At 72.3% G+C, this 20,378-nt stretch carries 25 protein-coding genes and 1 pseudogene; 11 read left to right on the top strand and 15 right to left on the bottom strand.

Going from position 1 to position 20,378, the window contains the following annotated elements:
• From OHS17_RS13635 to OHS17_RS13645, 3 genes are read right to left on the bottom strand one after another with little or no spacing between them, the layout of a single operon-like run.
• Window positions 1-1,713, bottom strand: coding sequence for a tetratricopeptide repeat protein (locus OHS17_RS13635; protein WP_330312395.1), 1,713 nt, complete (start codon window positions 1,711-1,713; stop codon window positions 1-3).
• Window positions 1,714-1,765: 52 nt separating this feature from the next.
• Entirely contained in the window at window positions 1,766-2,197 is a 432-nt protein-coding gene (locus tag OHS17_RS13640; RefSeq protein WP_330312396.1) for a hypothetical protein, read from the bottom strand.
• Between the two features lie 40 nt (window positions 2,198-2,237).
• Window positions 2,238-2,657, bottom strand: a complete 420-nt coding sequence (locus OHS17_RS13645; protein ID WP_330312397.1) for a hypothetical protein — start codon at window positions 2,655-2,657, stop codon at window positions 2,238-2,240.
• Between the two features lie 80 nt (window positions 2,658-2,737).
• Between OHS17_RS13645 and OHS17_RS13650 the strand changes: the two genes are divergently transcribed.
• The 3 genes from OHS17_RS13650 (at window position 2,738) to OHS17_RS13660 (ending at window position 5,131) form a co-directional block, all read left to right on the top strand.
• On the top strand, window positions 2,738-3,625 hold the full coding sequence (locus OHS17_RS13650; RefSeq protein WP_330312398.1) for a MerR family transcriptional regulator: 888 nt from the start codon (window positions 2,738-2,740) through the stop codon (window positions 3,623-3,625).
• 80 nt (window positions 3,626-3,705) lie between these two features.
• On the top strand, window positions 3,706-4,179 hold the full coding sequence (locus tag OHS17_RS13655) for a carboxymuconolactone decarboxylase family protein (protein ID WP_330312399.1): 474 nt from the start codon (window positions 3,706-3,708) through the stop codon (window positions 4,177-4,179).
• Window positions 4,180-4,207: 28 nt separating this feature from the next.
• On the top strand, window positions 4,208-5,131 hold the full coding sequence (locus tag OHS17_RS13660) for an RNA polymerase sigma-70 factor (protein WP_330312400.1): 924 nt from the start codon (window positions 4,208-4,210) through the stop codon (window positions 5,129-5,131).
• A 3-nt stretch (window positions 5,132-5,134) separates the two neighbouring features.
• On the opposite strand, the gene OHS17_RS13665 is transcribed toward OHS17_RS13660, so the two are convergent.
• The gene (locus tag OHS17_RS13665) at window positions 5,135-5,719 is read right to left on the bottom strand and encodes a DinB family protein (RefSeq protein ID WP_330315246.1); all 585 of its coding nucleotides are present in this window, start codon (window positions 5,717-5,719) and stop codon (window positions 5,135-5,137) included.
• A gap of 113 nt (window positions 5,720-5,832) precedes the next feature.
• On the opposite strand from OHS17_RS13665, the gene OHS17_RS13670 reads away from it, so the two are divergent.
• From OHS17_RS13670 to OHS17_RS13680, 3 genes are all read left to right on the top strand, one after another.
• Entirely contained in the window at window positions 5,833-6,405 is a 573-nt protein-coding gene (locus OHS17_RS13670; protein WP_330312401.1) for a dihydrofolate reductase family protein, read from the top strand.
• Between the two features lie 34 nt (window positions 6,406-6,439).
• Window positions 6,440-7,045 carry a dihydrofolate reductase family protein gene (locus OHS17_RS13675; protein ID WP_330312402.1) on the top strand — a complete coding sequence of 202 codons (606 nt, stop codon included), beginning with the start codon at window positions 6,440-6,442 and terminating at the stop codon, window positions 7,043-7,045.
• 151 nt (window positions 7,046-7,196) lie between these two features.
• Window positions 7,197-7,967 carry a polysaccharide deacetylase family protein gene (locus OHS17_RS13680; protein WP_330312403.1) on the top strand — a complete coding sequence of 257 codons (771 nt, stop codon included), beginning with the start codon at window positions 7,197-7,199 and terminating at the stop codon, window positions 7,965-7,967.
• Window positions 7,968-8,001: 34 nt separating this feature from the next.
• Here OHS17_RS13680 and OHS17_RS13685 read toward each other — a convergent pair.
• From OHS17_RS13685 to OHS17_RS13705, 5 genes and pseudogenes are all read right to left on the bottom strand, one after another.
• Window positions 8,002-8,301: pseudogene (locus OHS17_RS13685) on the bottom strand (DUF6879 family protein); the annotation flags it as partial.
• Window positions 8,302-8,330: 29 nt separating this feature from the next.
• Window positions 8,331-8,699, bottom strand: coding sequence for a helix-turn-helix domain-containing protein (locus tag OHS17_RS13690; RefSeq protein ID WP_330312404.1), 369 nt, complete (start codon window positions 8,697-8,699; stop codon window positions 8,331-8,333).
• Window positions 8,699-9,079 carry a type II toxin-antitoxin system RelE/ParE family toxin gene (locus OHS17_RS13695; RefSeq protein ID WP_330312405.1) on the bottom strand — a complete coding sequence of 127 codons (381 nt, stop codon included), beginning with the start codon at window positions 9,077-9,079 and terminating at the stop codon, window positions 8,699-8,701. Before OHS17_RS13695 ends, OHS17_RS13690 begins: the two co-directional genes overlap by 1 nt.
• Before the next feature lie 7 nt (window positions 9,080-9,086).
• Window positions 9,087-9,533 (bottom strand): ATP-binding protein, encoded by a 447-nt coding sequence (locus OHS17_RS13700; protein ID WP_330312406.1) that lies wholly within the window; start codon window positions 9,531-9,533, stop codon window positions 9,087-9,089.
• Window positions 9,530-9,736, bottom strand: a complete 207-nt coding sequence (locus OHS17_RS13705; RefSeq protein WP_330312407.1) for a hypothetical protein — start codon at window positions 9,734-9,736, stop codon at window positions 9,530-9,532. Before OHS17_RS13705 ends, OHS17_RS13700 begins: the two co-directional genes overlap by 4 nt.
• A gap of 117 nt (window positions 9,737-9,853) precedes the next feature.
• On the opposite strand from OHS17_RS13705, the gene OHS17_RS13710 reads away from it, so the two are divergent.
• Complete coding sequence (locus OHS17_RS13710) at window positions 9,854-10,696, top strand: DUF5753 domain-containing protein (RefSeq protein WP_330312408.1); 843 nt, start codon at window positions 9,854-9,856, stop codon at window positions 10,694-10,696.
• Complete coding sequence (locus OHS17_RS13715) at window positions 10,677-10,880, top strand: DUF397 domain-containing protein (RefSeq protein WP_330312409.1); 204 nt, start codon at window positions 10,677-10,679, stop codon at window positions 10,878-10,880. Before OHS17_RS13710 ends, OHS17_RS13715 begins: the two co-directional genes overlap by 20 nt.
• Here the strand turns inward: OHS17_RS13715 and OHS17_RS13720 are convergent.
• Both OHS17_RS13720 and OHS17_RS13725 read right to left on the bottom strand, forming a co-directional pair.
• Entirely contained in the window at window positions 10,867-11,307 is a 441-nt protein-coding gene (locus tag OHS17_RS13720; protein WP_330312410.1) for a nucleoside deaminase, read from the bottom strand. The genes OHS17_RS13715 and OHS17_RS13720 overlap by 14 nt on opposite strands.
• Complete coding sequence (locus tag OHS17_RS13725; protein ID WP_330312411.1) at window positions 11,304-12,155, bottom strand: LLM class flavin-dependent oxidoreductase; 852 nt, start codon at window positions 12,153-12,155, stop codon at window positions 11,304-11,306. Before OHS17_RS13725 ends, OHS17_RS13720 begins: the two co-directional genes overlap by 4 nt.
• Before the next feature lie 94 nt (window positions 12,156-12,249).
• Between OHS17_RS13725 and OHS17_RS13730 the strand changes: the two genes are divergently transcribed.
• Complete coding sequence (locus OHS17_RS13730) at window positions 12,250-12,714, top strand: Lrp/AsnC family transcriptional regulator (RefSeq protein WP_330312412.1); 465 nt, start codon at window positions 12,250-12,252, stop codon at window positions 12,712-12,714.
• 75 nt (window positions 12,715-12,789) lie between these two features.
• On the opposite strand, the gene OHS17_RS13735 is transcribed toward OHS17_RS13730, so the two are convergent.
• From OHS17_RS13735 to OHS17_RS13750, 4 genes are all read right to left on the bottom strand, one after another.
• Window positions 12,790-12,981 (bottom strand): hypothetical protein, encoded by a 192-nt coding sequence (locus OHS17_RS13735; protein ID WP_330315247.1) that lies wholly within the window; start codon window positions 12,979-12,981, stop codon window positions 12,790-12,792.
• 86 nt (window positions 12,982-13,067) lie between these two features.
• On the bottom strand, window positions 13,068-13,961 hold the full coding sequence (locus OHS17_RS13740; RefSeq protein WP_330312413.1) for an SDR family oxidoreductase: 894 nt from the start codon (window positions 13,959-13,961) through the stop codon (window positions 13,068-13,070).
• Window positions 13,958-14,917: an alpha/beta fold hydrolase gene (locus tag OHS17_RS13745; protein ID WP_330312414.1), complete on the bottom strand. Its 960-nt coding sequence runs from the start codon at window positions 14,915-14,917 to the stop codon at window positions 13,958-13,960. The genes OHS17_RS13740 and OHS17_RS13745 overlap by 4 nt, the downstream gene beginning before the upstream one ends.
• Entirely contained in the window at window positions 14,914-16,440 is a 1,527-nt protein-coding gene (locus OHS17_RS13750) for a flavin-containing monooxygenase (RefSeq protein ID WP_330312415.1), read from the bottom strand. Before OHS17_RS13750 ends, OHS17_RS13745 begins: the two co-directional genes overlap by 4 nt.
• Before the next feature lie 194 nt (window positions 16,441-16,634).
• Between OHS17_RS13750 and OHS17_RS13755 the strand changes: the two genes are divergently transcribed.
• Window positions 16,635-17,279: a MerR family transcriptional regulator gene (locus OHS17_RS13755; RefSeq protein ID WP_330315248.1), complete on the top strand. Its 645-nt coding sequence runs from the start codon at window positions 16,635-16,637 to the stop codon at window positions 17,277-17,279.
• Window positions 17,280-17,341: 62 nt separating this feature from the next.
• Window positions 17,342-20,371: an MFS transporter gene (locus tag OHS17_RS13760; protein ID WP_330312416.1), complete on the top strand. Its 3,030-nt coding sequence runs from the start codon at window positions 17,342-17,344 to the stop codon at window positions 20,369-20,371.
• The last annotated feature ends 7 nt before the right edge of the window (window positions 20,372-20,378 follow it).

Below are 20,378 nucleotides of genomic sequence, written 5' to 3' on the forward strand. Positions count from 1 at the left end.
TCACTCCTCGTCGTCCTGCAGCTCCGCGTCCAGCTCCGCGTCCAACGCCTCGTCCAGCGCCTCCAGTTCCTTCGCCGGGTCGATCATCCGGGACAGGACGTCCAGGTCGTCCGTGCCGTAGATGCGGCGCACGTCGTGCCAGCCCTCGGCGGCGGTCGCCAGCAGGCCCATGGCCTCGTCGAGGCGGCCCAGGTGGCGCAGCGCGGTGCCGTAGTAGCCGGCCGTCTCCGCGCGGAACTCGTCGTTGTCGTCGCCCTCCTCCCAGGCCCTGCGGAGGTACGGTTCGGCCTCCTCGTACGCCTCGCGCTGGACCATCAGCTTGCCCGCGAGCATGGAGTCCAGGCGGGAGCCGAGGGCGGCCGCGCGGGCGTACCAGCGCTCGGACTCCTGGTAGTCGTGGTGGAAGTCGGAGAGCCAGCCCATGTGGTGACAGGAGTGCTGGTCGCCCCTCTCGGCGGCCACCCGGTGCCACGTGTCGCGGTCCGTGAAGCGGCGCAGTTTCGCGCACAGCTGCGCCAGGTCGTACGCCGCGTCCGGGTCCCCGGCGCGGGCGGCGGGCTCCAACCAGGGGATCAGGTGGCGGGCGTTCTTCCCGCCCCAGTCGTTGAGCAGGTCGGCGTACTCGTACCCGGCCCGTACGTCCCCGGCCCCGGCCCGCTCGCGCAGTCCGGGCAGCAGCCGGTAGTCGGGCTCGTCGGAGGCGCGGGGACCGCCCTCGCGGAGCGCGGCGATCCGGGCGAGCTGCGCCACGGCGTCCTTGTCGTCCTCGCCGAACCCGGCGAACCAGCGCTCGGCCTCGTCGTAGCGGCCCAGGCGCAGGCACAGCATGCCGAGGTTCCACTTCGGCGGCTCCTCGCCCGCCTCGACGGCGAGGAGGTGGGCGCGCTCGGCCTCCGCCATCTCGCCGCGCTGCTCGCACTTGTTGCCGAGCAGCGCGGCGGCCTGGGCGACCCCCGCCTCGTGCGCCCGAAGCAGCAGGTCGCGGGCCCGGGGCCACTCCTCGTCACCGCCGGTCTCGGTGAGGAACATCGCGTGGTACATGCCCGCCTCGGCGCTGAGCGCGGAGCCGCGGGCGTACAGCTCGTCGGCGCGGGTGGCGAGTCCCGGGTAGGCCGCGAAGTGCTCGTCGAGGTCAAAGAGTTCCCGCACCGCGGCCACGGCGGCCTCGCCGTCCTCATCGGCCTCGGCGCTGTCCAGGGCCGCGGCGGCCCGGTCGAAGACCTCCACGAACGAGTCGAAGAGCTGCGACCAGCGGAAGACCGCGATGTCCCCGAGCTCGGTGTCGCTCATCAGGAACGCGGACGCCTCCGCGGGCCGCCCCTCGGCGGCCATGAGCTTCCCCAGCTCGATCTTGGCTTCGAGGTGCCGCCCGTACTCCCACGCGTGCCGCAGCCATTCGGCGGCCTCGTCGTTCCGGCGGTCCTCGCGCAGCAGCACCCCGAGCCCGTACGCGGACCCCGCGTCGAACTCCGCGACAGCCCGGTACAGCGCCTCCCCCGCGTCCCGGTCGCCCCGGATCTTCCGGTACCGGGCGAGCGTGTAGTGCGCCCAGATGTCCCCCGCCTCGACGGCCCGCTCCCAGTAGGGGATGCCCTCGTCGATGTGGTGCCCGAAGACGAAGAAGTCACTGTGCCGACGGGCGGTCCTGCCGTCCTTGTCCAGGGCGGCGGCGACCATCGCCTCGCCCCGGGTCCGTATGTGCTCGGTGGTCATGAGCGCATGCTGTCAGGCGAGTTGGCGTCCGCCCCGACCGGGCCCCGCGCCTTCACACCTCATGCGCACCGGCCACGACCGCCACCGTCCACGTGGCCGTCCCGCCCTGGACCCGCATACGGAGCGCCTGCGCCTCCGCCTCGCTGTAGACCCGGCCCACGGTGACGACCTGGTCGCAGGCGATGCGGCTCGGGTCGGCGTCGGGCCGGTCGGCGTCGACGATCGTGACCCGGCCCTTGCCGGTGCAGCGGGCATACACGGTGTAGACGCCCTGCTGGGGCGTGAAGCGCGCGAGGTCGAGATCGCCGGCACCGGACGTCTCGGGGACGAGTACGGCCGCCCGCGCGGGGAGTTCGAGCCCGGCCGCGCGCGAAGGCGCCGGGCTCCCGGCGCGCTTCTGCGGTGCGTGCTCGGCAGCCCCGCTGCACCCGGCGGCAAGGAGAACGGCCGCGGCGGCGGCGAGAACGGGAAGGTGCCGGTTCATGCGGTACTCCTTGGGTCGGCCGAGCGGTGTACGGCGCTGCTCAAGGAGATGCACGAAAGGCCAGGCGCCGTTCCAGTCCGCTGCGAAGGCGTGCCGACGCCCCCGGCAGCGAGGCGAGTTCGCGTACCTCCGCCGCCGCGAGCTCCGCACGGTCCGCCAGCGCGAGCACCGCCGCGTAGGGCCGTCCGCCCTCGCCGAGCCGGGCCGCGACGACGTCGAGGACGGCCCGCAGGACGGCCCGGTCGGCGTGGGGGTGCGCCGCCAGCAGGAGCAGCAGCCGGTTGTCGTTCCAGGGGCTGTCCCGGGTCCCGGCCAGCTCCAGCAAGGTGCCGGGCTCCGTGGCCGGGTTGGCGGCGAGCGCCTGCCGGACGAAGACGTACGGGGAGCGCGCCAGGCGGTGCAGGGCGGCGCCGTCGGTCCCGGCGCGCGCCCGCTCCAGCCAGTCCGCAGGCGTATGCATGCCCATCGCCCCTCCCTTGTGTGGGCAAGCGTACGAGCCCGGCTTGCGTCTCCCCCGGCGGGAGACCCCAAGCTGGCCCCATGGACGGCAACGCGCTCCTCTCGATCGGGGAGCTGGCCCGGCGGGCCGGGCTCAGTGTGAAGACGATCCGGTACTACTCCGATCGCGGGATCGTGGCGCCGGCCGCCCGTACCCCGGCCGGTTACCGCCGCTACGGCGCCGACGCCGTGGCGCGTCTCGGCCTCGTACGGACCCTGCGGGAGCTCGGGCTCGGCCTGGACACGATCCGCAAGGTGGCCGACCAGGAGCTGTCGTTGCCCGATGTCGCGGCGGCGCACGCGGAGGCGCTGGAGGCGCAGATCCGCGTGCTGCGCCTGCGGCAGGCGCTGCTGGCCGCCGTGGCCGAGCGCCGGCTCACCCCTGAGGAGACCGATCTCATGCATCAGCTCGCCCGCCTCACCGACGACGAACGCCGCCGCCTCGTCGCCGACTTCCTCCACGCGGTCTTCGACGGCCTCGCGCTCGACGGGGTCGCCCGGACGCTGACACCGGAGCTGCCCGGCGATCCCGACGCCGAGCAGACCCGCGCCTGGGCGGAGTGGGCCGCGCTCGCCCAGGACCCCGGATTCCGCGCCGGGCTGCGGCGGACCCTCCGGGAGGTCGCCGCCGAGCAGCCCCGAGGCGGCGTCCCCCGGCGCGGCTTCGCCGCCGCCGTCCGCGAGCTCGTCGCCCCCGCCCTGGCCGCCGGGCTCGACCCCGCCTCGCCCGACGCGGACCCCGTCGTCGCGGCGATCACGGCCGAGCACGCCCAGCCCGACGCGCTCCTCCCCCGGCTCCGGCGCCTCAACGATCCGCGCCGCGACCGTTACGTACAGCTGCTCGCCGTGATCAACGGGTGGCCCGCGCCCGAGAGTCCGGCGCCCGCGCTCGACTGGGCCGCCGAGGCCGTACGCGTACGGACGCCATGACACCGCACACCCATGTCACAACCACGCCCGCCGTCTCGTCCCGGGTATGTACGCACCCGCTGGGACCCGAGGAGCACACCGTGAACGCACGTCTCAACTACTTCGCCAACCCGGCCGCCGGCAAGGCGCTGAAGCACTTCATGGCGTTCGGCCGGGAGATGAAGGGACTGCCGCTGCCCGCCGCGACGCAGGAGCTCGTCGCCCTGCGCGTCAGCCAGATCAACGGCTGCGCGGCCTGCATCGACATGCACACGAAGGAGGCCGCCGAGGCCGGGGAGAGCGCGGTGCGGCTGCATCTCGTCGCGGCCTGGCGGGAGGCCACCGTGTTCACCGACGCGGAGCGCGCGGCCCTCGCGCTGGCCGAGCAGGGCACGCGTACCGCCGGCGCGGGTACGGGGGTGGACGACGCCACCTGGGCGACGGCCGCCGCGCTCTACGACGAGGAGCAGCTGACCGCGCTCGTCATGCTGGTGTCGTTCATGAACGCGGTGAACCGGCTGAACATCATCACGCAGCAGCCTGCGGGCGACTACAAGCCCGGACAGTTCCACTGAGCGGAAGCGGCGAGGGAGAGGAACCGGCATGGGCAAGGCCGAGGAATTCGAGGAGCTGCGGGCGCTGCTGTTCTCGATCGCGTACCGCATCCTGGGCAGCGTCGCGGAAGCGGAGGACGCCGTCCAGGAGACCTGGCTCCGCTACGACGCCTCGGCCACCCGGCCGGATTCGGTGAAGGCGTTCCTCTCCACCACGGTCACCCGGATCGCGATCGACGTGCTGCGGTCGGCCCGGGTGCGGCGGGAGGAGTACGTCGGCCCGTGGCTGCCGGAGCCGCTGCTGGACGACCCGTACGCGGACCCGGCGCGCGCCGCCGAGCTGGCGGACTCGGTGTCGATGGCGTCGCTGCTCCTCCTGGAACGGCTGAGTCCGCTGGAGCGGTCGGTGTTCGTGCTGCGGGAGGTCTTCGCCTTCGGCTTCGGGGACATCGCGGCGGCGGTGGGCCGCTCCGAGGCGGCCTGCCGTCAGCTGCTCGTACGGGCCCGGCGCCACATGCACGAGGGGCGGCCCCGGTTCGAGGCGGACCGCGCGGAGCAGCGGGAGCTGGCGGGCCGGTTCTTCGACGCGCTGTCCCGGGGCGATGTGGACGGGCTGCGGAGCCTGCTCTCCGCCGACGTCCAGCTCGTCGGCGACGGCGGCGGCAAGGCCCCGCAGCTGGCCCGGACGGTCGTCGGCGCGGACAACGCGGCCCGGCTGCTGGCCACGGTCTACCCGCTCATGGCCGAGGCGGGCATCACCTGCGAACCGCGCGAGGTCAACGGCCGCCCGGGGGCGCTGTTCCGGGTGCGCGACGGGGGCGTGCTCCACATCCTGTCCCTGGACGTGCGGGACGGGCAGATCCAGACGGTCCGCTCCGTCATCAACCCGGACAAGCTCGGCCACCTGGGCCCGGTGGCGGACGCGTGGGCGGCGGACCGCGAGGTTCGGGCGCTGCGCAAGCGGGAGGGCTGAGCGTTACGCGCCTTCGGCGGCCGCCTTCGCCGCGCGTTCGACCTTCGCGCGGTGGGCCTCCCAGAACGCGTCGTCCTGGGGCTTTTCGACGATCGCGGCCACCCGGCCCGTCGCGTGGTCGAGCTGTTCGCGGAGGATGTCGGCGTGGCCCGCGTGGCGGGCGGTCTCGCCGTGCATGTGGATCATGATGTCGGACAGCCGCACCTCGGGCCGCCCCCACCACTCGACCCGCCCGGGCGCGTCGAGCGGGAGCGCGGCAATGGTCGCGTCGGTGTGCGCCCACGCCCGTCGGTAGCGCCCGGTGATCTCCTCCCGGGACTCCTCCTCGGATGCCCACATCTCCGGGCCGCCCGGTTCGTTGTCCTGCCAGCGGGGAAGGGGCTCGGGGAACGGCCGCCCGAAGACCTCGCCGAAGTACCGGGCCTCCCAGAACGACAGGTGCTTGACGAGCCCCAGCAGATTGGTCCCGGTCCAGGTCAGCGGCCGCCGGATGTCGTACTCGCCGAGCCCGTCGAGCTTCCACAGGACGGCCTCACGGGCGTTCCGCAGGTTGTCGTGGAGACGTTGTTTCACCGCGTCATCGATCATGCGCACCGACTCTGCCATCAGAGGGACCCTGCCGGAACGCCGGACCGATGACTTTCCCGGGCGCGCGCAGTCTGAACCCGTGTAAAGCCCGCCTCCCGTACCCCGAGGACATCATGCGCACACTCATCAGCACCGCCTTCGTCTCCCTCGACGGTGTGGTCGAGGCCCCGGGCGGCGAGCCCGGTTACCGGAACTCCGGCTGGACCTTCAAGGGCATCGACTTCCTGCCCGAGGCGTACGCGATCAAGGGCCGGGAGCAGGAGGAGGCCGGGGCGCTCATGATGGGGCGGCTCAGCTACGAGGCGTTCAGCCCCGTGTGGCCGGGCATGGAGGAGTTCGCCGGGTACAAGGCGATGCCCAAGTACGTCGTCTCCACGACGCTCACCGAGGACGGCCTCGTGGACACCTGGGGCGAGACCCACATCCTCCGCTCCCTGGACGACGTCGCCGCGCTCAAGGCGACCGACGGCGGGCCGGTCATCGTCCACGGGAGCGCCACCCTCAACCACGCGCTCTCCGACGCCGGTCTGATCGACCGCTACCACCTCCTCGTCTTCCCGCTGCTCCTCGGCGCCGGGAAGCGCCTGTTCAGCGCGGCCGACAAGGACACCCAGCACCTGAAGCTCGTGGAGCACGAGGCGTTCCCCAACGGCATCCAGAAAAACGTCTTCGACGTCGTCCGCTGAGGCCGCCCGCACCCCGCAACGAGAGGAACCCACCATGCGCAAGGTCATCGTCACCACGTTCCTGACCCTCGACGGCGTCATGCAGGCCCCCGGCGGCCCCGAGGAGGACCCCGAGAGCGGCTTCACGCACGGCGGCTGGCAGAAGCCCACGTACGACGAGGGCGTCGGTGAGGCGATCGCCGACTGGTACGCGGACACGGACGCGATGCTGCTCGGCCGCAAGACGTACGACATCTTCGCCGGGTACTGGCCGACCGCCGACCCGGACAACCCGTTCACGGAACGTATGAACTCCATGCACAAGTACGTGGCATCCCGCACCCTGACGTCCGTGGACTGGCAGAACTCCACCCTCCTGACCGGCGACACCGCCGACGCCGTACGCCGCCTGAAGGAGACCGAGGGCCGCAACATCAACGTCGTCGGCAGCGGCGACCTCGCCCAGACCCTGATGCGCGAGGACCTGGTGGACGAGTACCGCCTCACCATCCACCCGGTCATCCTCGGCACCGGCAAACGCCTCTTCGCCGACGGCGCGATCCCCACCGCCCTGGAGCCGGTCACGGTCACGGGCACGAAGGGCGGCACGGTCCTGGCCGTCTACCGGCCCGCGGGACGGCCTGCGTACGACAGCTTCTAGGCACCGCGGGGCCCCGCTCGTCTCCGCTCCCCCGCGGATTTGTCCGCGATCCGTAACAGAGGCAGCCTCCGGGCCCCCTTCACCTGTCCTGGTGGGGGGGACGGCCGGCACGGGGTCGTCGGCAGTGGTGGTTCGAAGGGGCGGGGCGGACATGGCTAAGCACAGGGAGCGGACGTGGCACAGCCGCCTCATCGCGGCGGCTCTCGGGGTCACGGCACTGGCCGCGGCCACCTCGATGTGGACCGCGCAGGCCGGCACCACCGAGGGACAGCGGCCGGTGGCCGTCACGTCGCACCATGACCGGCCCGTGGCCGCGAAGGTCGCGGAGGACATCGCCCACGCGTCGGACAAGGGCCCCCAGGGCGTCAACATCACCATCGACGACGGCCCGGACCCCACGTGGACGCCCCAGGTGCTGCGGCTCCTGAAGGAGAACGGGGTCAAGGCCACGTTCTGCATGGTGGGCACCCAGGCCCAGGCGTACCCCGACCTGGTCAAGGCCGTCGTGGCGGGCGGTCACCGCCTGTGCAATCACACCGTCTCGCACGACGTCACCATGGACAAGAAGTCCGAGGCGTACCAGGCCAAGGAGATCCTGGACGCCGAGCGGATGATCACCAAGGCGTCGGGCGGCGTCCACCCGCAGTACTACCGCGCCCCGGGCGGCGCGTTCACCCCGTACAGCCGGAAGCTCGCCGCCTCGCACGGGATGCGGCCGCTGGGCTGGAACGTCGACACCAAGGACTTCGAACACCCCGGCGCGGACGCCATCGTGGCGACCGTGAAGCGCGAGATCGCCAACGGCCCGACCGTCCTCTTCCACGACGCTGGCGGCGACCGCTCCCAGACCCTGGCCGCACTGGGCCAGGTCCTGCCGTGGCTGCGCGAGCAGGGGTACGCGTACGGCTTCCCGGTGCGGTGAGTCCAAGGGCGACGCCTTTACCGCTCGGCGGAGCTCAGGGGGCCTGAACGGTGTACTTCTCGTGCGGGACGGCACGCTTCCAGACCGTCTCGAAGGCGGCTTGGCACAGCGCGACGGCGGCCGGGTCCGTGGTGCGCTCCTTGCCGTCCGATGCCCAGTCACCGGCGCCGGTGAAGTGGTGGAACTGCACGAGTCGGCCGTCCAGGAGCCAGAAGTCGTTACCGGGCAGCGCGATGTCGCTCGCGCTGCGGCGGGGCAGCCAGCGCACGTCCTCCCCGGCCAGGAGGTTGAGCGGGGTGATGGCGTGCTCGTAGCGGATGTAGTCGGTGACCGGCTAGCTCCGGCAGGGGCCGGAGCTGTCCCTCAGGCCGCCGATCCCCGTTCGCTTCCGCGCCCCGCTTCCGGCTCGTCGCTTCCGTGCGGCGTGAAGGTGAAGGCCGAGGTGTCGTGGTCGAGGTCGATCGTCAGGGACGCGTCCAGGGCCTTGGCCAGACGGGTGAGCAACGGGAGCGTCGGCACCGAATCCCCACCCTCGATGTTGGAGATCTGCGGCTGGGTCATCTCGGCACGACGTGCCAGTTCCGTCTGAGACATGCCGAGTACCCTGCGCCGGTCGTAAACGGCTTGGCCGAGGGCGAAGGCATATCCGGCTTCGGTGTAGGCGGAGGACTCCTCGACCGTCTCCCCCAGGAGTTTCCTGGTCCTGCGGGTCCTCCACTCGGAGTGATTCATCAGCTCTCCTCACCGGTCCGCTCGTAACTGTGCTCAGCAGGGCCATGACCGGCCTCACAGGCCTTCTGAGCCTGCTGGGCCCGCTCGACCTCGGCGCTCTCGCGCTGTCTGGTCTTACGGAAGACCGTCAGCAGCACGATGCGCTGTCCGGGGGCGAGCCAGTACGTGATCCGTACGGCGTTGCCGTCCATGGTGAAGCGCAGCTCCCGCACCTTGCCGCCGAGGTGGCGGGTGTACGGCTCCCCCAACGTGGTCGGCCGGTCCACGAGCATGTCGACAGCGCGTTCAGCCTTGTCGTAATGCGTGTCCTTCAGGAGCTCCAGCCACTGCCGGACCTCCGGCTCGACCTCGGCCACCCACCGGTCACCCTGACCCAACATCCGCGCCTCACTGATTATACAGAAATCCATATGACGCTGCTGCCCCCGCCCTGCCAGACCGAAGGCCTGCCCGCCGCTTCGGGGCCCGCAGCTCGCACCAGACCGTCTTGCGGTGCGGGGACTGGTCCACGCCCCAGCGGAGGGCGAGTGCGTCCAGGAGCTGGAGGCCGCGGCCCGACGTGCCCTCCGGGTCGGTTTCGCGGAGGACCGGCCAGACCGCCGCTGCGGGGTCGCTCACTGCGACCCGTACGCGCCCCGAGGGCGTCGCGCTCACGCGTAGGGCCACCGGCGTGCGCTCCCCCACGTGAGTGATGACGTTGGCCAGCAACTCGCTGACGCACAGGACGAGATCGCTTGCGTCCTCGCCGTCGAACCGCTCCCGCAGTATCTGCCGGACCTCCGGCACCGCCTGCGGGACCGCCAGGAACTCCCATGTCAGCGGCAGGCCGTTCATCCCCCGGCCGCCCTCTGAAGCACCTCGGCCAGCTGACGGGCCGTCTCCGTGTTGCAGTTACCGAGCGCGACGAGCGGCTGCCGGCTCGTCCAGGCGAGCGTCAGCGGGTCAACTCCCAATGACGGCAGCGTGATGCCGTTGACCTTGAGCGCCGCGCGCAATGCGTCGATCTCCGGGCCGATGTCGTACGGGGCGTGGTCCATGAGGGCCGTCCACCTTTCGGTTGCGTGCTGTGACGAACACCTCACACGCTGCCGCATGGAGCTCTACCGTGGAAGCCAATTCCGCTCCACAGAGCGAGGCGTGAAAGGCGGTCGGCGGTGGCCAAGGAGATCGATGGTTCGGCGGGAGTGCCGCAGTTCTACGGGAAGGAGCTGCGGTACCAGAGGGAGACGGCGGGCCTGACCATGGAGAAGCTGCTGGACGGCAGCTACTACGGAATCGCCATGCTCAGCGCGGTCGAGCACGGCCACCGCCGCATGCCGCCTCCGCTCGCCGCGCACGTGGACCAGAAGCTGAGCACGGACTTTTTCACTCGGCGCTGTGAAGACGTTCGGGAGGCCCAGAGCAAGGGGCACGCCGCGTTCTTCGCGGGCATCGCGGAAGCGGAAGTCCGTGCCCGGACCATCAACGAGTGGTCAGGGAATCTGATCCCGGGACTCCTCCAGACCCCCGCCTACGCGCGAGCCGTCATCCAGGCGACGCACCCTCTGGACACTCCCGAGGAGGTGCAAGTCAAGATCGACGCCCGACAGGAACGAGCCAAGTTGTTCGCCGATCCCAAGAAACCCGAGTACTGGGTGGTCCTGGACGAATCGGTGCTCCGCCATCCACTGCTGGAACCGGCTGAGATGGCCGAGCAGTTGGATCACATCGCCGCCTTGGTGCAAAGCCGCCGGGTCGTTCTACAGATTCTCCCGTGGAACGCGGCCACCCGCCCCATCAGCGAGATGCCGCTGCTGCTCCTGGACTTCGACGACGAGCCGCCGCTGTTCTACACCGAGGGCGCTTACCACGGGCAGACCATCGATGATCCGGGGCTCGTTAAGCAGTACCGCAACGCATACGATCGCCTCAGGGCCGCCGCGCTGCCGCCAGAGGTGTCCCTCGCCCTGCTGAAGAAGGCGGCTGAGGAGTTCCGGAATGGCCAGCACCACCCTTGACCTGAGCACCACCCGCTGGCGCAAGAGCAGCTACAGCAACGGCTCTGGCGGGAACTGCCTCGAAGTCGCCGATGGCCACCCCGGCCTCGTCCCCGTCCGCGACTCAAAGCGCCCCAGCGGCCCCGCGCTCGTCGTCAACGCCGCCGCCTGGGCGCCGTTCATCGCGTCCGTCAAGGCCGCTTGACGCGGTAGTACGGCTCCATCGCCGCCCGTACCTCCTCCAGCAGGGCCGGACCCTCCTGCGGTACGGGCGGGCGGTTGTTGCCCGGACGGATGGCCAGGAGCTGGTCACCGGAGAGGGCGAAGACGACGCGGCCCAGACCCGCCTGCTGGATGACCGCCGCGCACATCGCGCAGGGCTCGCAGCTGGTGTACATCGTCGTGGCGGCGGCCGTCGCCGCTTCCAGTTCCGCCGCCGCCCAGCGGGCGAGTTTCAGCTCGGGGTGGGCGGTGATGTCGTGGTCGGTGAGCGTCGTGTTGCGGTCCTCCGCGAGCACCGTGCCGTCCGGGGCCGCGAGCAGCGAGCCGAACGGCGGGTTGCCGGTGTCGCGGGCCTCGGCGGCGAGGGCGATGGCGCGCCGGAGGAGGGTGTGGTCGGCGGTCGTGGTCATGGCTGCTCCGTGGTCGAGAGGTGGGCGGCGACCGTGGCGAGGGCCTGGCGGGCGGGCTGCGGGCGCAAGGTCTCGGGAGGGTCGCCGTGGTACGGGTCGAGGACGACGGTGTCGGCGCCCAGCAGCCGCAGCCGGTCCAGGTCGTCCATGATCTGGTCGATCGTGCCCTCGCCCGCGAGGCGTTCGGGCCCGTCGACCGGTGCCGGGGTGAGCCGGAGCGCGATCCGCGGCGCGAACGCGGGGACGGCGAGGCCCTGTTCGGACGCGGCGGCCCGCAGCCGGTCCGCGCCCTCCCGGAGCCACGGCATCGTGCAGCGCAGGGGGTGCCAGGCGTCGCCGAACCGTACGGCCCGCCGCAGGCCCGCGTCGCTGTTGCCGCCGATCCAGACCGGGACGCGCCGGTCCCCGTAGGCGGCGGTGTCCGCCCACGCCTCCCGGAGGTCCCGCAGCACCTCGTCCGTGAGGCGCCCGCGCCGCTCGAAGGGGATACCGAGGGCGGCGAACTCCTGCCGGGCCCAGCCCACTCCGACGCCGAGGACGAAGCGTCCGCCGCTGAGTGCGTCCAGGTTGGCGGCCATGCGGGCGGTCAGCAGGGGGTGGCGGTAGGGGGCGATGAGCACCGTCGTGCCGAGGCGGACGCGGGTGGTGAGGCCCGCAAGCCACGACAGGGTGGTGAAGGGCTCGTAGAAGGGGGCCGGGTAGCGCTCGGCGACGTCGGGCGTGATGGCCACGTGGTCGGAGAGCATCAGCAGGTCGAAGCCCAGGCCCTCCACGGTCCGCGCCCAGTCGCGCAGGACGCCGGGGTCGGTGCCGGGGCCGAAATTGGGGACGTTCACGCCGATCTTCACGCCGCCGAGCCTAGCCACGCCGACCCGCTTCCTTGAATGGATTCCCGCCTGTTCAGCGGCAGTTCGACCGTGGATATCCCGGTAATCTGACCGGATGACCGGGAATCTCGACTCGACGGACTGGGCGATCCTGGACGAGCTCCAGCGGGACGGCCGGATCGCCTTCACGGAGCTGGCGCGGCGGGTGAACCTGAGCGCGTCCGCGACGACGGAACGGGTGCGGCGGCTGGAATCGGCCGGGATCGTCACGGGCTACCGCGCGGAGGTGGACCTCGAACGGGCCGGGTACGTGGCGCTGGCGGTGGTCCGGCTGAAGTACCCCGGCAGCCGGCACGAACCGCTGCGCCGGATGCTCAAGGAGCGTACGGAGATCCTGGAGTGCCTGCGTACCACCGGGGACGACTGCTACGTCCTCAAGGTGGCGGCCACCTCGATGGCGCACCTGGAGGAGATCGTGGACGAGCTGGCCGAGTTCGGGAGCACGACGACGAATCTCGTGTTCAGCCGGACGCTGCCGTTCCGGGGGCCGGGCGAGCCCCGGGAGCGCTCGCGTCCGTAACGCCCGGCCGCAGCACACACGAAGGGGCGCCCCCGGACGAATCCGGGCGCGCCCCTCGGCGTCACCGCACGACCGTTACCGGTCGAAGCGCTCGCTCGCCTCGTTCTGGGCGCGCTGCGCAGCGTCCTTCGCCCGGTCGCGGCCCTGCTGGCCGGCGTCCTTGGCGCGGTCGCGGCCCTGGCCCTGACGCCGGCGGTCCTGCGCCTGGTCCTGCGCCTGGCCCGCGAGGTCCTTGGCCTTGTCCTTGAACTGGTCGGCGATGCCCATGCTGTTCACTCCTATGTGGTGCGTGGGATTCGGCCCCGGTGGGGCCTCGACCAGATTCACACGGGCCGCCACGCTCCGCATGTCGATCACTCACGCTCCGTACGCATGGCACGTTCCTGCTGGTCAGCGGCGCCTCCGGCACCGACGAGGCCCTTCCTCATGCCCTCCATGCGGGGGCCGAAGCGGCGCATCTCGCGCTGGCCGACGACGCCGATGAGAGTCGGCAGGTAGCCGCGTACGGACTGCATGCCGCGCAGCCACCACTGGGCGTAGACATGGGCGGAGCGGCGCTCGATCCCGGCGACGATGCGGTCGACGGCGGGGCCGAGGGGGTACGTGCGGTTGGTGGGCCAGGGCAGCCGCTTCCGCAGGTCCCGCATGACATCGTCCTCGTCGGCGCCGCGCACCATGTCGGTGTCCGTCCAGGAGAGGTAGCCGACGCCGACCTTCACGCCCTTGTAGCCGACCTCGGCGCGCAGGCTGTGCGCGAACGCCTCGACGCCGGACTTGGAGGCGCAGTAGGCGCTCATCATCGGGGCCGGGGTCATCGCGGCGAGGGACGCGATCTGGAGGAAGTAGCCACGGCTCTCCATCAGCACGGGCAGGAAGGCGCGAGCCGTCACCGCGCCGCCGATGAGGTTGACCTCGATGACGCGGCGCCAGGCGACGGGGTCGGAGTCGACCAAGGGGCCGCCGGAGGCGACGCCCGCGTTGGCGACGACGATGTCGACCTTGCCGAAGCGCGCCTTCACGTCCTCCGCGACGCGGGCCATCGCCTCGTGGTCGGTGACATCCGCGTGCCAGTGGTCGCTCTCACCGTGGAGGCGGGCCGACACCTTCTTCAGCTCGTCGGGTTCGAGGCCGACGAGGGCGAGGATCGCGCCCCGGGCGGAGAGCTTGCGGGCGAGGAGTTCGCCGACGCCGCGTGCCGCGCCGGTGACGACGACGACCTGTCCTTCGAGACTTCCCGTGCCGCTCATGCGACCTCCTCCTTGCCCTCGATGTCTGTGGTACCCCGCGCGTCCCGGGCCGGGCCGCCCGGCAGATAGGCGGTTACCAGTTCCCGGATCTTCGCGGTGACGAGCTCCGGCGCCTCGACGGGCGTCATGTGCCCCATGCCCGTCAGCTCGGTGAGACCGAGGCAGTCGGGCAGCGCCGCCGCGATGGCGCGGGCGTGGACGGGCGGGGTGAGCCGGTCCTCCGTACCCGCGATGATCGCGGTGGGCACGCGCAACTCCCGTACGCCCTCGTCGAGATCGAGCTCGGCGAGGACGTTCCCCCAGGCGACCCTGGGCAGGCGGGGGCAGGCGTGCACGATGCGGGCACAGGTGTCCACCCGGTCGGGGGCCGAACCGGCGCCCATCGTCCCGTACTTCAGTATCCGCCGTGAGACGGGCGTGACCGGCCCGAGCGGGGCGCGCGCGCCGAGGATCGCGCGGGTGAGGCGGGTGCGTACGGCTCCGGCGCGCATCGGGACGACCAGCGACTCGGCGAGGAGCCGCGAACTGCCGGTGCTGCACAGCAGGACGGCGACCGCGTGCTCGCGCAGCTTGGGGCGGCGGGAGGCGGACATGATCGTCATGCCGCCCATGGAGTGCCCCGCGAGGACGGCCTTCTCGCCGGGGGCGAGGGTCGCGGCGAGGACCGCTTCCAGGTCGTCGGCGAGGGCGTCGGTGCTGTAGCCGTCGCGGGCGGCGGCGGGCGAGGTGCCGTGGCCGCGCTGGTCGTAGGCGATGACGCGGTGGTCGACGGCCAGGTCCCGTATCTGGGCGTCCCAGAAGCTGGTGTTGCAGGTCCAGCCGTGGGAGAGGACGACGGCGGGCGCGCCCTCCTGGCCGTGGATCTCGACGTGGATCCGGGAGCCGTCGGCGGAGACCGCGAGGAGTTCGCGGGCGGCCACCGGGCGGCGGCCGGCGACGGGCAGGGGGCGGCTCATCGGACGGCCTCCTCGGAGACGGTGTCGCCGGACGCGCGCTGGGCGGGGACCGGCGGACGCAGGACCTGGTACTCGGACACGTCGACGGTCCGGGTGGCCTTGCGGAACTCGGAGGTGGTGCCGGGCCAGACGGTGGTGTTGCGGCCGTTGGCGTCCAGGTACCAGCTGTTGCAGCCGCCGGTGTTCCAGACGGTGCGCTTCATGCGCTCCTGGACGCGGCGGTTCCAGGTGTTCACGGCGGAGGGGCGGGCGTCGAGGGCCGCCTTGCCGCCGAGGAGGTTCAGCTGGCGCAGGTAGTCGGCCATGTAGTTCAGCTGGGACTCGATCATGAGGATCATCGAGGAGTTCCCGAGCCCGGTGTTGGGGCCGATGATCGTCATCCAGTTCGGGAAGCCCGCCGCGCTGGCGCCGCGCAGCGCCTGCATGCCGTCCTTCCAGGACTCGGTGAGCGTGATCCCGTCGGCGCCGACGACGCGCTCGGCGATCGGCATGTCGGTGACGTGGAATCCGGTGCCGAAGATGATCGCGTCGACCTCGGCCTCCGTACCGTCCGAGGCGACGACCGTGTTGCCGCGGATCTCGGCGAGGCCGGAGGCGACGACGTCGACATTGGGCTGGGCGAGGGCTGGGTAGTACGTGCTCGACAGCAGGATGCGCTTGCAGCCGATGCGGTACGAGGGGGTCAGCTTGGCGCGCAGGGCGGGGTCCTTGATGGCGCGGGCCATGTTGGACTTCGCTATGCGCTCGACCAGGCCGAGCTGGTCGGGGTGCTTGGTGAAGGCGCTGACCTGCAACTCCCGGATGCCCCAGAGGAGTCCGCGGCGGGCGGTGCCGGTGGCGGGCAGGGCGCGGTGCAGCTTGCGCTCCAGGCCGCTGATCTTCCGGTCCATGCGGGGCATGACCCAGGGCGGGGTGCGCTGGAAGAGCGTCAGCTTGCCGACCTTGGGCTGGATCGCGGGCACGATCTGGATGGCGGAGGCGCCGGTGCCGATCATCGCGACGCGCTTGCCGGTGAGGTCGGCGTCGTGGTCCCAGCGGGCGGAGTGGAAGACCTTGCCGGGGAAGTCGGCGAGCCCCGGGATGTCGGGCGTCTTCGGGTCGGACAGCGGCCCGGTCGCGGAGACGACGACATCCGCGACGATGGTGGTGCCGTTGGCGCTGTCGATGATCCAGTGCAGCTCGTCGTTGTCCCAGCGCATCTGCTTCACCTCGTGGTTGAGGCGCAGATGGGCGCGGAGCCCGAAGGTGTCGGCGACATGCTCCAGGTAGGCGCGGATGTGCTCCTGCCCGGAGAAGGTGCGCGGCCACTCGGGGTTGGGGGCGAACGAGAAGGAATACAGGTGGGACGGTACGTCGCAGGCGCAGCCGGGGTAGCTGTTGTCGCGCCAGGTGCCGCCGACGGAACCGGCGCGCTCCAGGATCACGAAATCGGTGATGCCTTCGCGGCGCAGCCGGACTGCGGCGCCGAGGCCCCCGAATCCGGATCCGATCACCGCCACGCGTACATGCTCGTGCTGGGCCATGCTGCCGCCTCCCGCGGTACGTCACACGACTCTGCCAGCAATCACTGGCATGGTTGGGAGGGTAGAGCAGCTTCGTACCGATGGGTAGGGGGCGGGCAAGGGAAAGTTACCGGCGGTACAACCTGGGGCCCGAGCCCCGGGGAGGCGGATAAGGTGCGGGGGTGGCAGAAGGACCGGAGCACCGCGAGTACCGCATGGAGGAGCTGGCCAAGGAGGCCGGCATCCCCGTGCGGACCGTGCGCTTCTACCGTGAGCGCGGCCTGATCTCCCCACCCCGCCGCGAGGGCCGCATCGCCTGGTACGACGACCACCACCTGGCCCGCCTGCGCACGATCACGGGCCTCCTGGAACGCGGCCACACCCTGACCGGCATCGCCGATCTCGCCCGTACGTTCGAGAGCGGCCGCGATGTCGCGGAGGTGCTGGGCCTGGGCGAACCGTCCGAGGAGACCCCGGTCCGCCTGACCCCCGAGCAGCTGGCGGACTACTTCGAGGGCGAGTCCACGCCGGAAAACCTGGCGCTGGCGATGGAGCTGGGCTACCTGGGGACGGACGGCGCGGAGATCGTCCACATCAGCCGCCGCCTGCTGGACGTTTCGGCCGAGCTGGTACGGGAAGGCGTGCCGCTCTCCGCGGTCCTCTCGACGGGCCGCCACGTCCGCCACCACGCGGAGGCCCTGGCGGACCTCTTCGTCTCGGCGCTCCAGGAGTACGGCGTGGAGACGGACCCGGAACCGCCCCAACTGCGGCCGCTGGCCCGGGCGGTGGTGGACGCGGAGCTGTCGATGGCGCTGGACCGGCGGCTGCGGAGGAAGCCGGAGCCGGAGGAGCCCGGGTAGGTCCGGTGCGGATCTACGGCTTTCCGCCCCTCGCACCACCCACCCCCCGCTAGGTTTCCGGCATGAAGCCGCTGACCGCCGAGGACCCCACGCGCATCGGCCCCTACCGCCTGATCGCCCGCCTGGGCGCGGGCGGGATGGGACTCGTCTACCTCGGCCGCTCGGACGTCGGCCGCACGGTCGCGGTGAAGGTCGTGCAGCGCGAGTACGCGGCACAGGCGGAGTTCCGCAAGCGCTTCGCGCGCGAGGTGGCGGCGGCCCGGCGGGTGGGCGGAAGATGGACGGCGGACGTCCTCGGCGCGGACACCGGTGCCGAAGTGCCGTGGGTGGCCACGCAGTACGTACCGGGCCCCGATCTGACGACGGTGGTCGGGGCGGACTACGGCCCGCTGCCCGAGCACTCGGTCCGCGTCCTGGCGAACCGCCTCGCCCTCGCGCTGGAGGCCGTGCACGGGGCGGGTCTGATCCACCGCGACCTCAAGCCGTCCAACGTCCTGGTCACGGTGGACGGTCCCAGGGTCATCGACTTCGGCATCGCCCGCGCGATGGACAGCCTGCCGGACGGCAGCCTGCTCACCCGTACGGGGATGCTGATCGGCTCCCCGGGATTCATGTCCCCGGAACAGGCAAGAGGCCTCGAACTCACTCCGGCCAGCGATGTGTTCTGCCTGGGCGCGGTCCTGGTGTACGCGGCGACGGGCCGCCTGCTGTTCGGCGCGAGGGACACCGGTCTGAACGCGCACCTGTTCCGGATCGCGGAGGACGAACCCGATCTGACGGACGTCCCGGAGTCGCTGCTCCCCCTCGTACGCGCCTGCCTGGCGAAGGACCCGTCGGCCCGGCCCACCCCGGAGGAGATCGCCGCCCGCACGTCCGGGGACGAGGACGCGGTGTGGCTGCCGGGCGAGGTGCTGGCGGAACTGGGGCGGAGGTCGGCGAGGCTGCTGGATTACGTGCCGGAGGCGCGGGAGCCGGGGCCGGAGGCGCGGGAGCCGGGGCCGGAGGCGCGGGAGCCGGGGCCGGAGGCGCGGGAGCCGGCGTCCGCCGGACCGGGGCCGGAGGCGCCCGGTGCCGGAGCTTCTTCCGCCTCGGCCGTGACGGAGCCGGTCGCCTCTCCCGCGTACCCGCCGACGACTCCCGCGCAGCCGCCCGGGGCGTCCCGTACGCGTGGCCTCGCCATGATCGTGGTGGCCCAACTGGCGGTGCTGGCCGGGGCCTCGCTCGGGAATCCGGCCGGTCCCGACGGAGGGGCGGCGCCCTATCCCACCTCCGCGCCCGCCTCGTACGCCTTCGCGGTCGCCTTCGCGGCCATGCTGGTGCCCGGTGGCCACATCGCGGACCGGGTGGGCCGCAGGCGGTCGCTCATCACCGGTGTGACGGGCTTCGCGGCGTCCGGCGTGCTCTGCGGGCTCGCCCTGCTGGCCGGAGCCCCGCCGCTGCTCCTCGCGGGCCGCGCTCTGCAGGGCGGGTTCGGCGCGCTGGCGACGGCGGGGGCGCTGGCCACGGTGGCGGCTTCGCGGGGCGGAGGGCGCCGGGGCTTCGGTGCCTACGCGGCGGTGAGCGCGTGCGGGCCGATGCTCGGGCTGCTGGGGAGCGATGCCCTGTGGTTCATGGCCAGGGGTCCGCTCACGGCCGTGGCACCGGTGCTCGCGCTGCTGGCCCTGACGGGTGCGCGGACGCTGCCGCCGGACTCCCCGGCCCGGACGGACGGCGTGGCGGCCGACCTGCCGGGCGCGCTGCTGGGCTTCCTGGGGGCGGGGGCGGCGATGTACGCCCTGGTGGGGGTCCCGTCGGCGGACGAGGTGAGCAGCGAAGCGGTCGTCGGGCTGAGCGTGGGCGTCGCGCTGCTGATCGTGTTCGCGGTACGGCAGCGGGCGGCGTCGGCCCCGCTGCTTCCGCCGTACGTCCTGAGGGGCCGGGGGCGGCGGGGCGGCTTCCTGACGATGGGCCTGGTCGGCTTCAGCATCCTCAGCCTGCTGCCGCCGCTGATCGGCATCATGGGCGAGGCGTTCGACTACTCGGCGCCGTGGAAGGGGCCGATGCTGCCGATGCTGGTGGCGGTGGCGGTCAGCGGCGGCTGGATCGCGCCGCGCCTGCTGCGCGACGGGATGACCCCGGCGCGCATGGCGGTGACGGGCCTGCCCGCGACGGCGGTCGGGGTGGCGCTGGCCATCGTCGCCATCGAGGGCGAGGGCGATTACGCGGCCCTGTCGGCCTGCCTGGTCGTGGCGGGCATCGGGATCGGCCTCACCCTCACCGCGCTGTTCACGGCCGCGCTGACGGACACCGCTCCCCGCCACTCCGGCGCGACGGCGGGCGCCCTGATGACCACCCTGTTCCTGACCGCAGCCCTGGGCAACGCGCTGTACGCCCTGCTCGACGGTCCCCCGTGGTGGGCGGCACTGTGCATGCTCCTGGCGGCGGTGACGGCGGGGCGGACGCTGCGGACGCCGGAGGGTGGGCGGGTGCAGGGGGCGGGCCGCCGGGGCGACCGGGGCGGGGGCGTACTACAGTCCCCGCTCGTGACCGATGCCGCGCACCGCACCGCCGCAGACGACGACGCGCTTGTGGAGCGGCTGCGTGCCCTCGCGTGGGGCACGGAGAAGGCGCACCCCGCTGCCCGCTGCCTTCCGGACCGGCCCTTCCCGCCCCTCACGGGGACGGAGGCAGACCGCGCCGAACGCAGCCTCGGCCACCCCCTGCCCGGACTGCTCCGCCGCGTCTACACCGAGGTGGGGGACGGGGGGTTCGGCCCGGAAGGCGGCCTCGCGTCGCTGACGCCCCGGCGCGTTCCGCACTGGCCGGTCCCGGACTGGCCCTGCGCGACGACCGCCCACGCCGAACGGACGGAGTGGGGGCCGCCGAAGTCGTGGCTCTTCCTCACGGGTGGCGGCTGCACCATGGAGTGGTACGTCTCGCTCACCGCCGTCGGCCACCCGGTCCTGCTCTGGGACGCCGACGGCTGGGAACCGGACAGGGGCGAGGACCCCCACGACGGACTGCGGTACGCGGCACCGTCGCTGAGGCAGTGGCTCTGGACCTGGGCGGACGGCGGCAACGTCTGGGACGACGTACTCGCCCACACCGAGTAGGGCGCGG

This window comes from Streptomyces sp. NBC_00523 (genome assembly GCF_036346615.1).
Classification (GTDB): Bacteria; Actinomycetota; Actinomycetes; order Streptomycetales; family Streptomycetaceae; genus Streptomyces.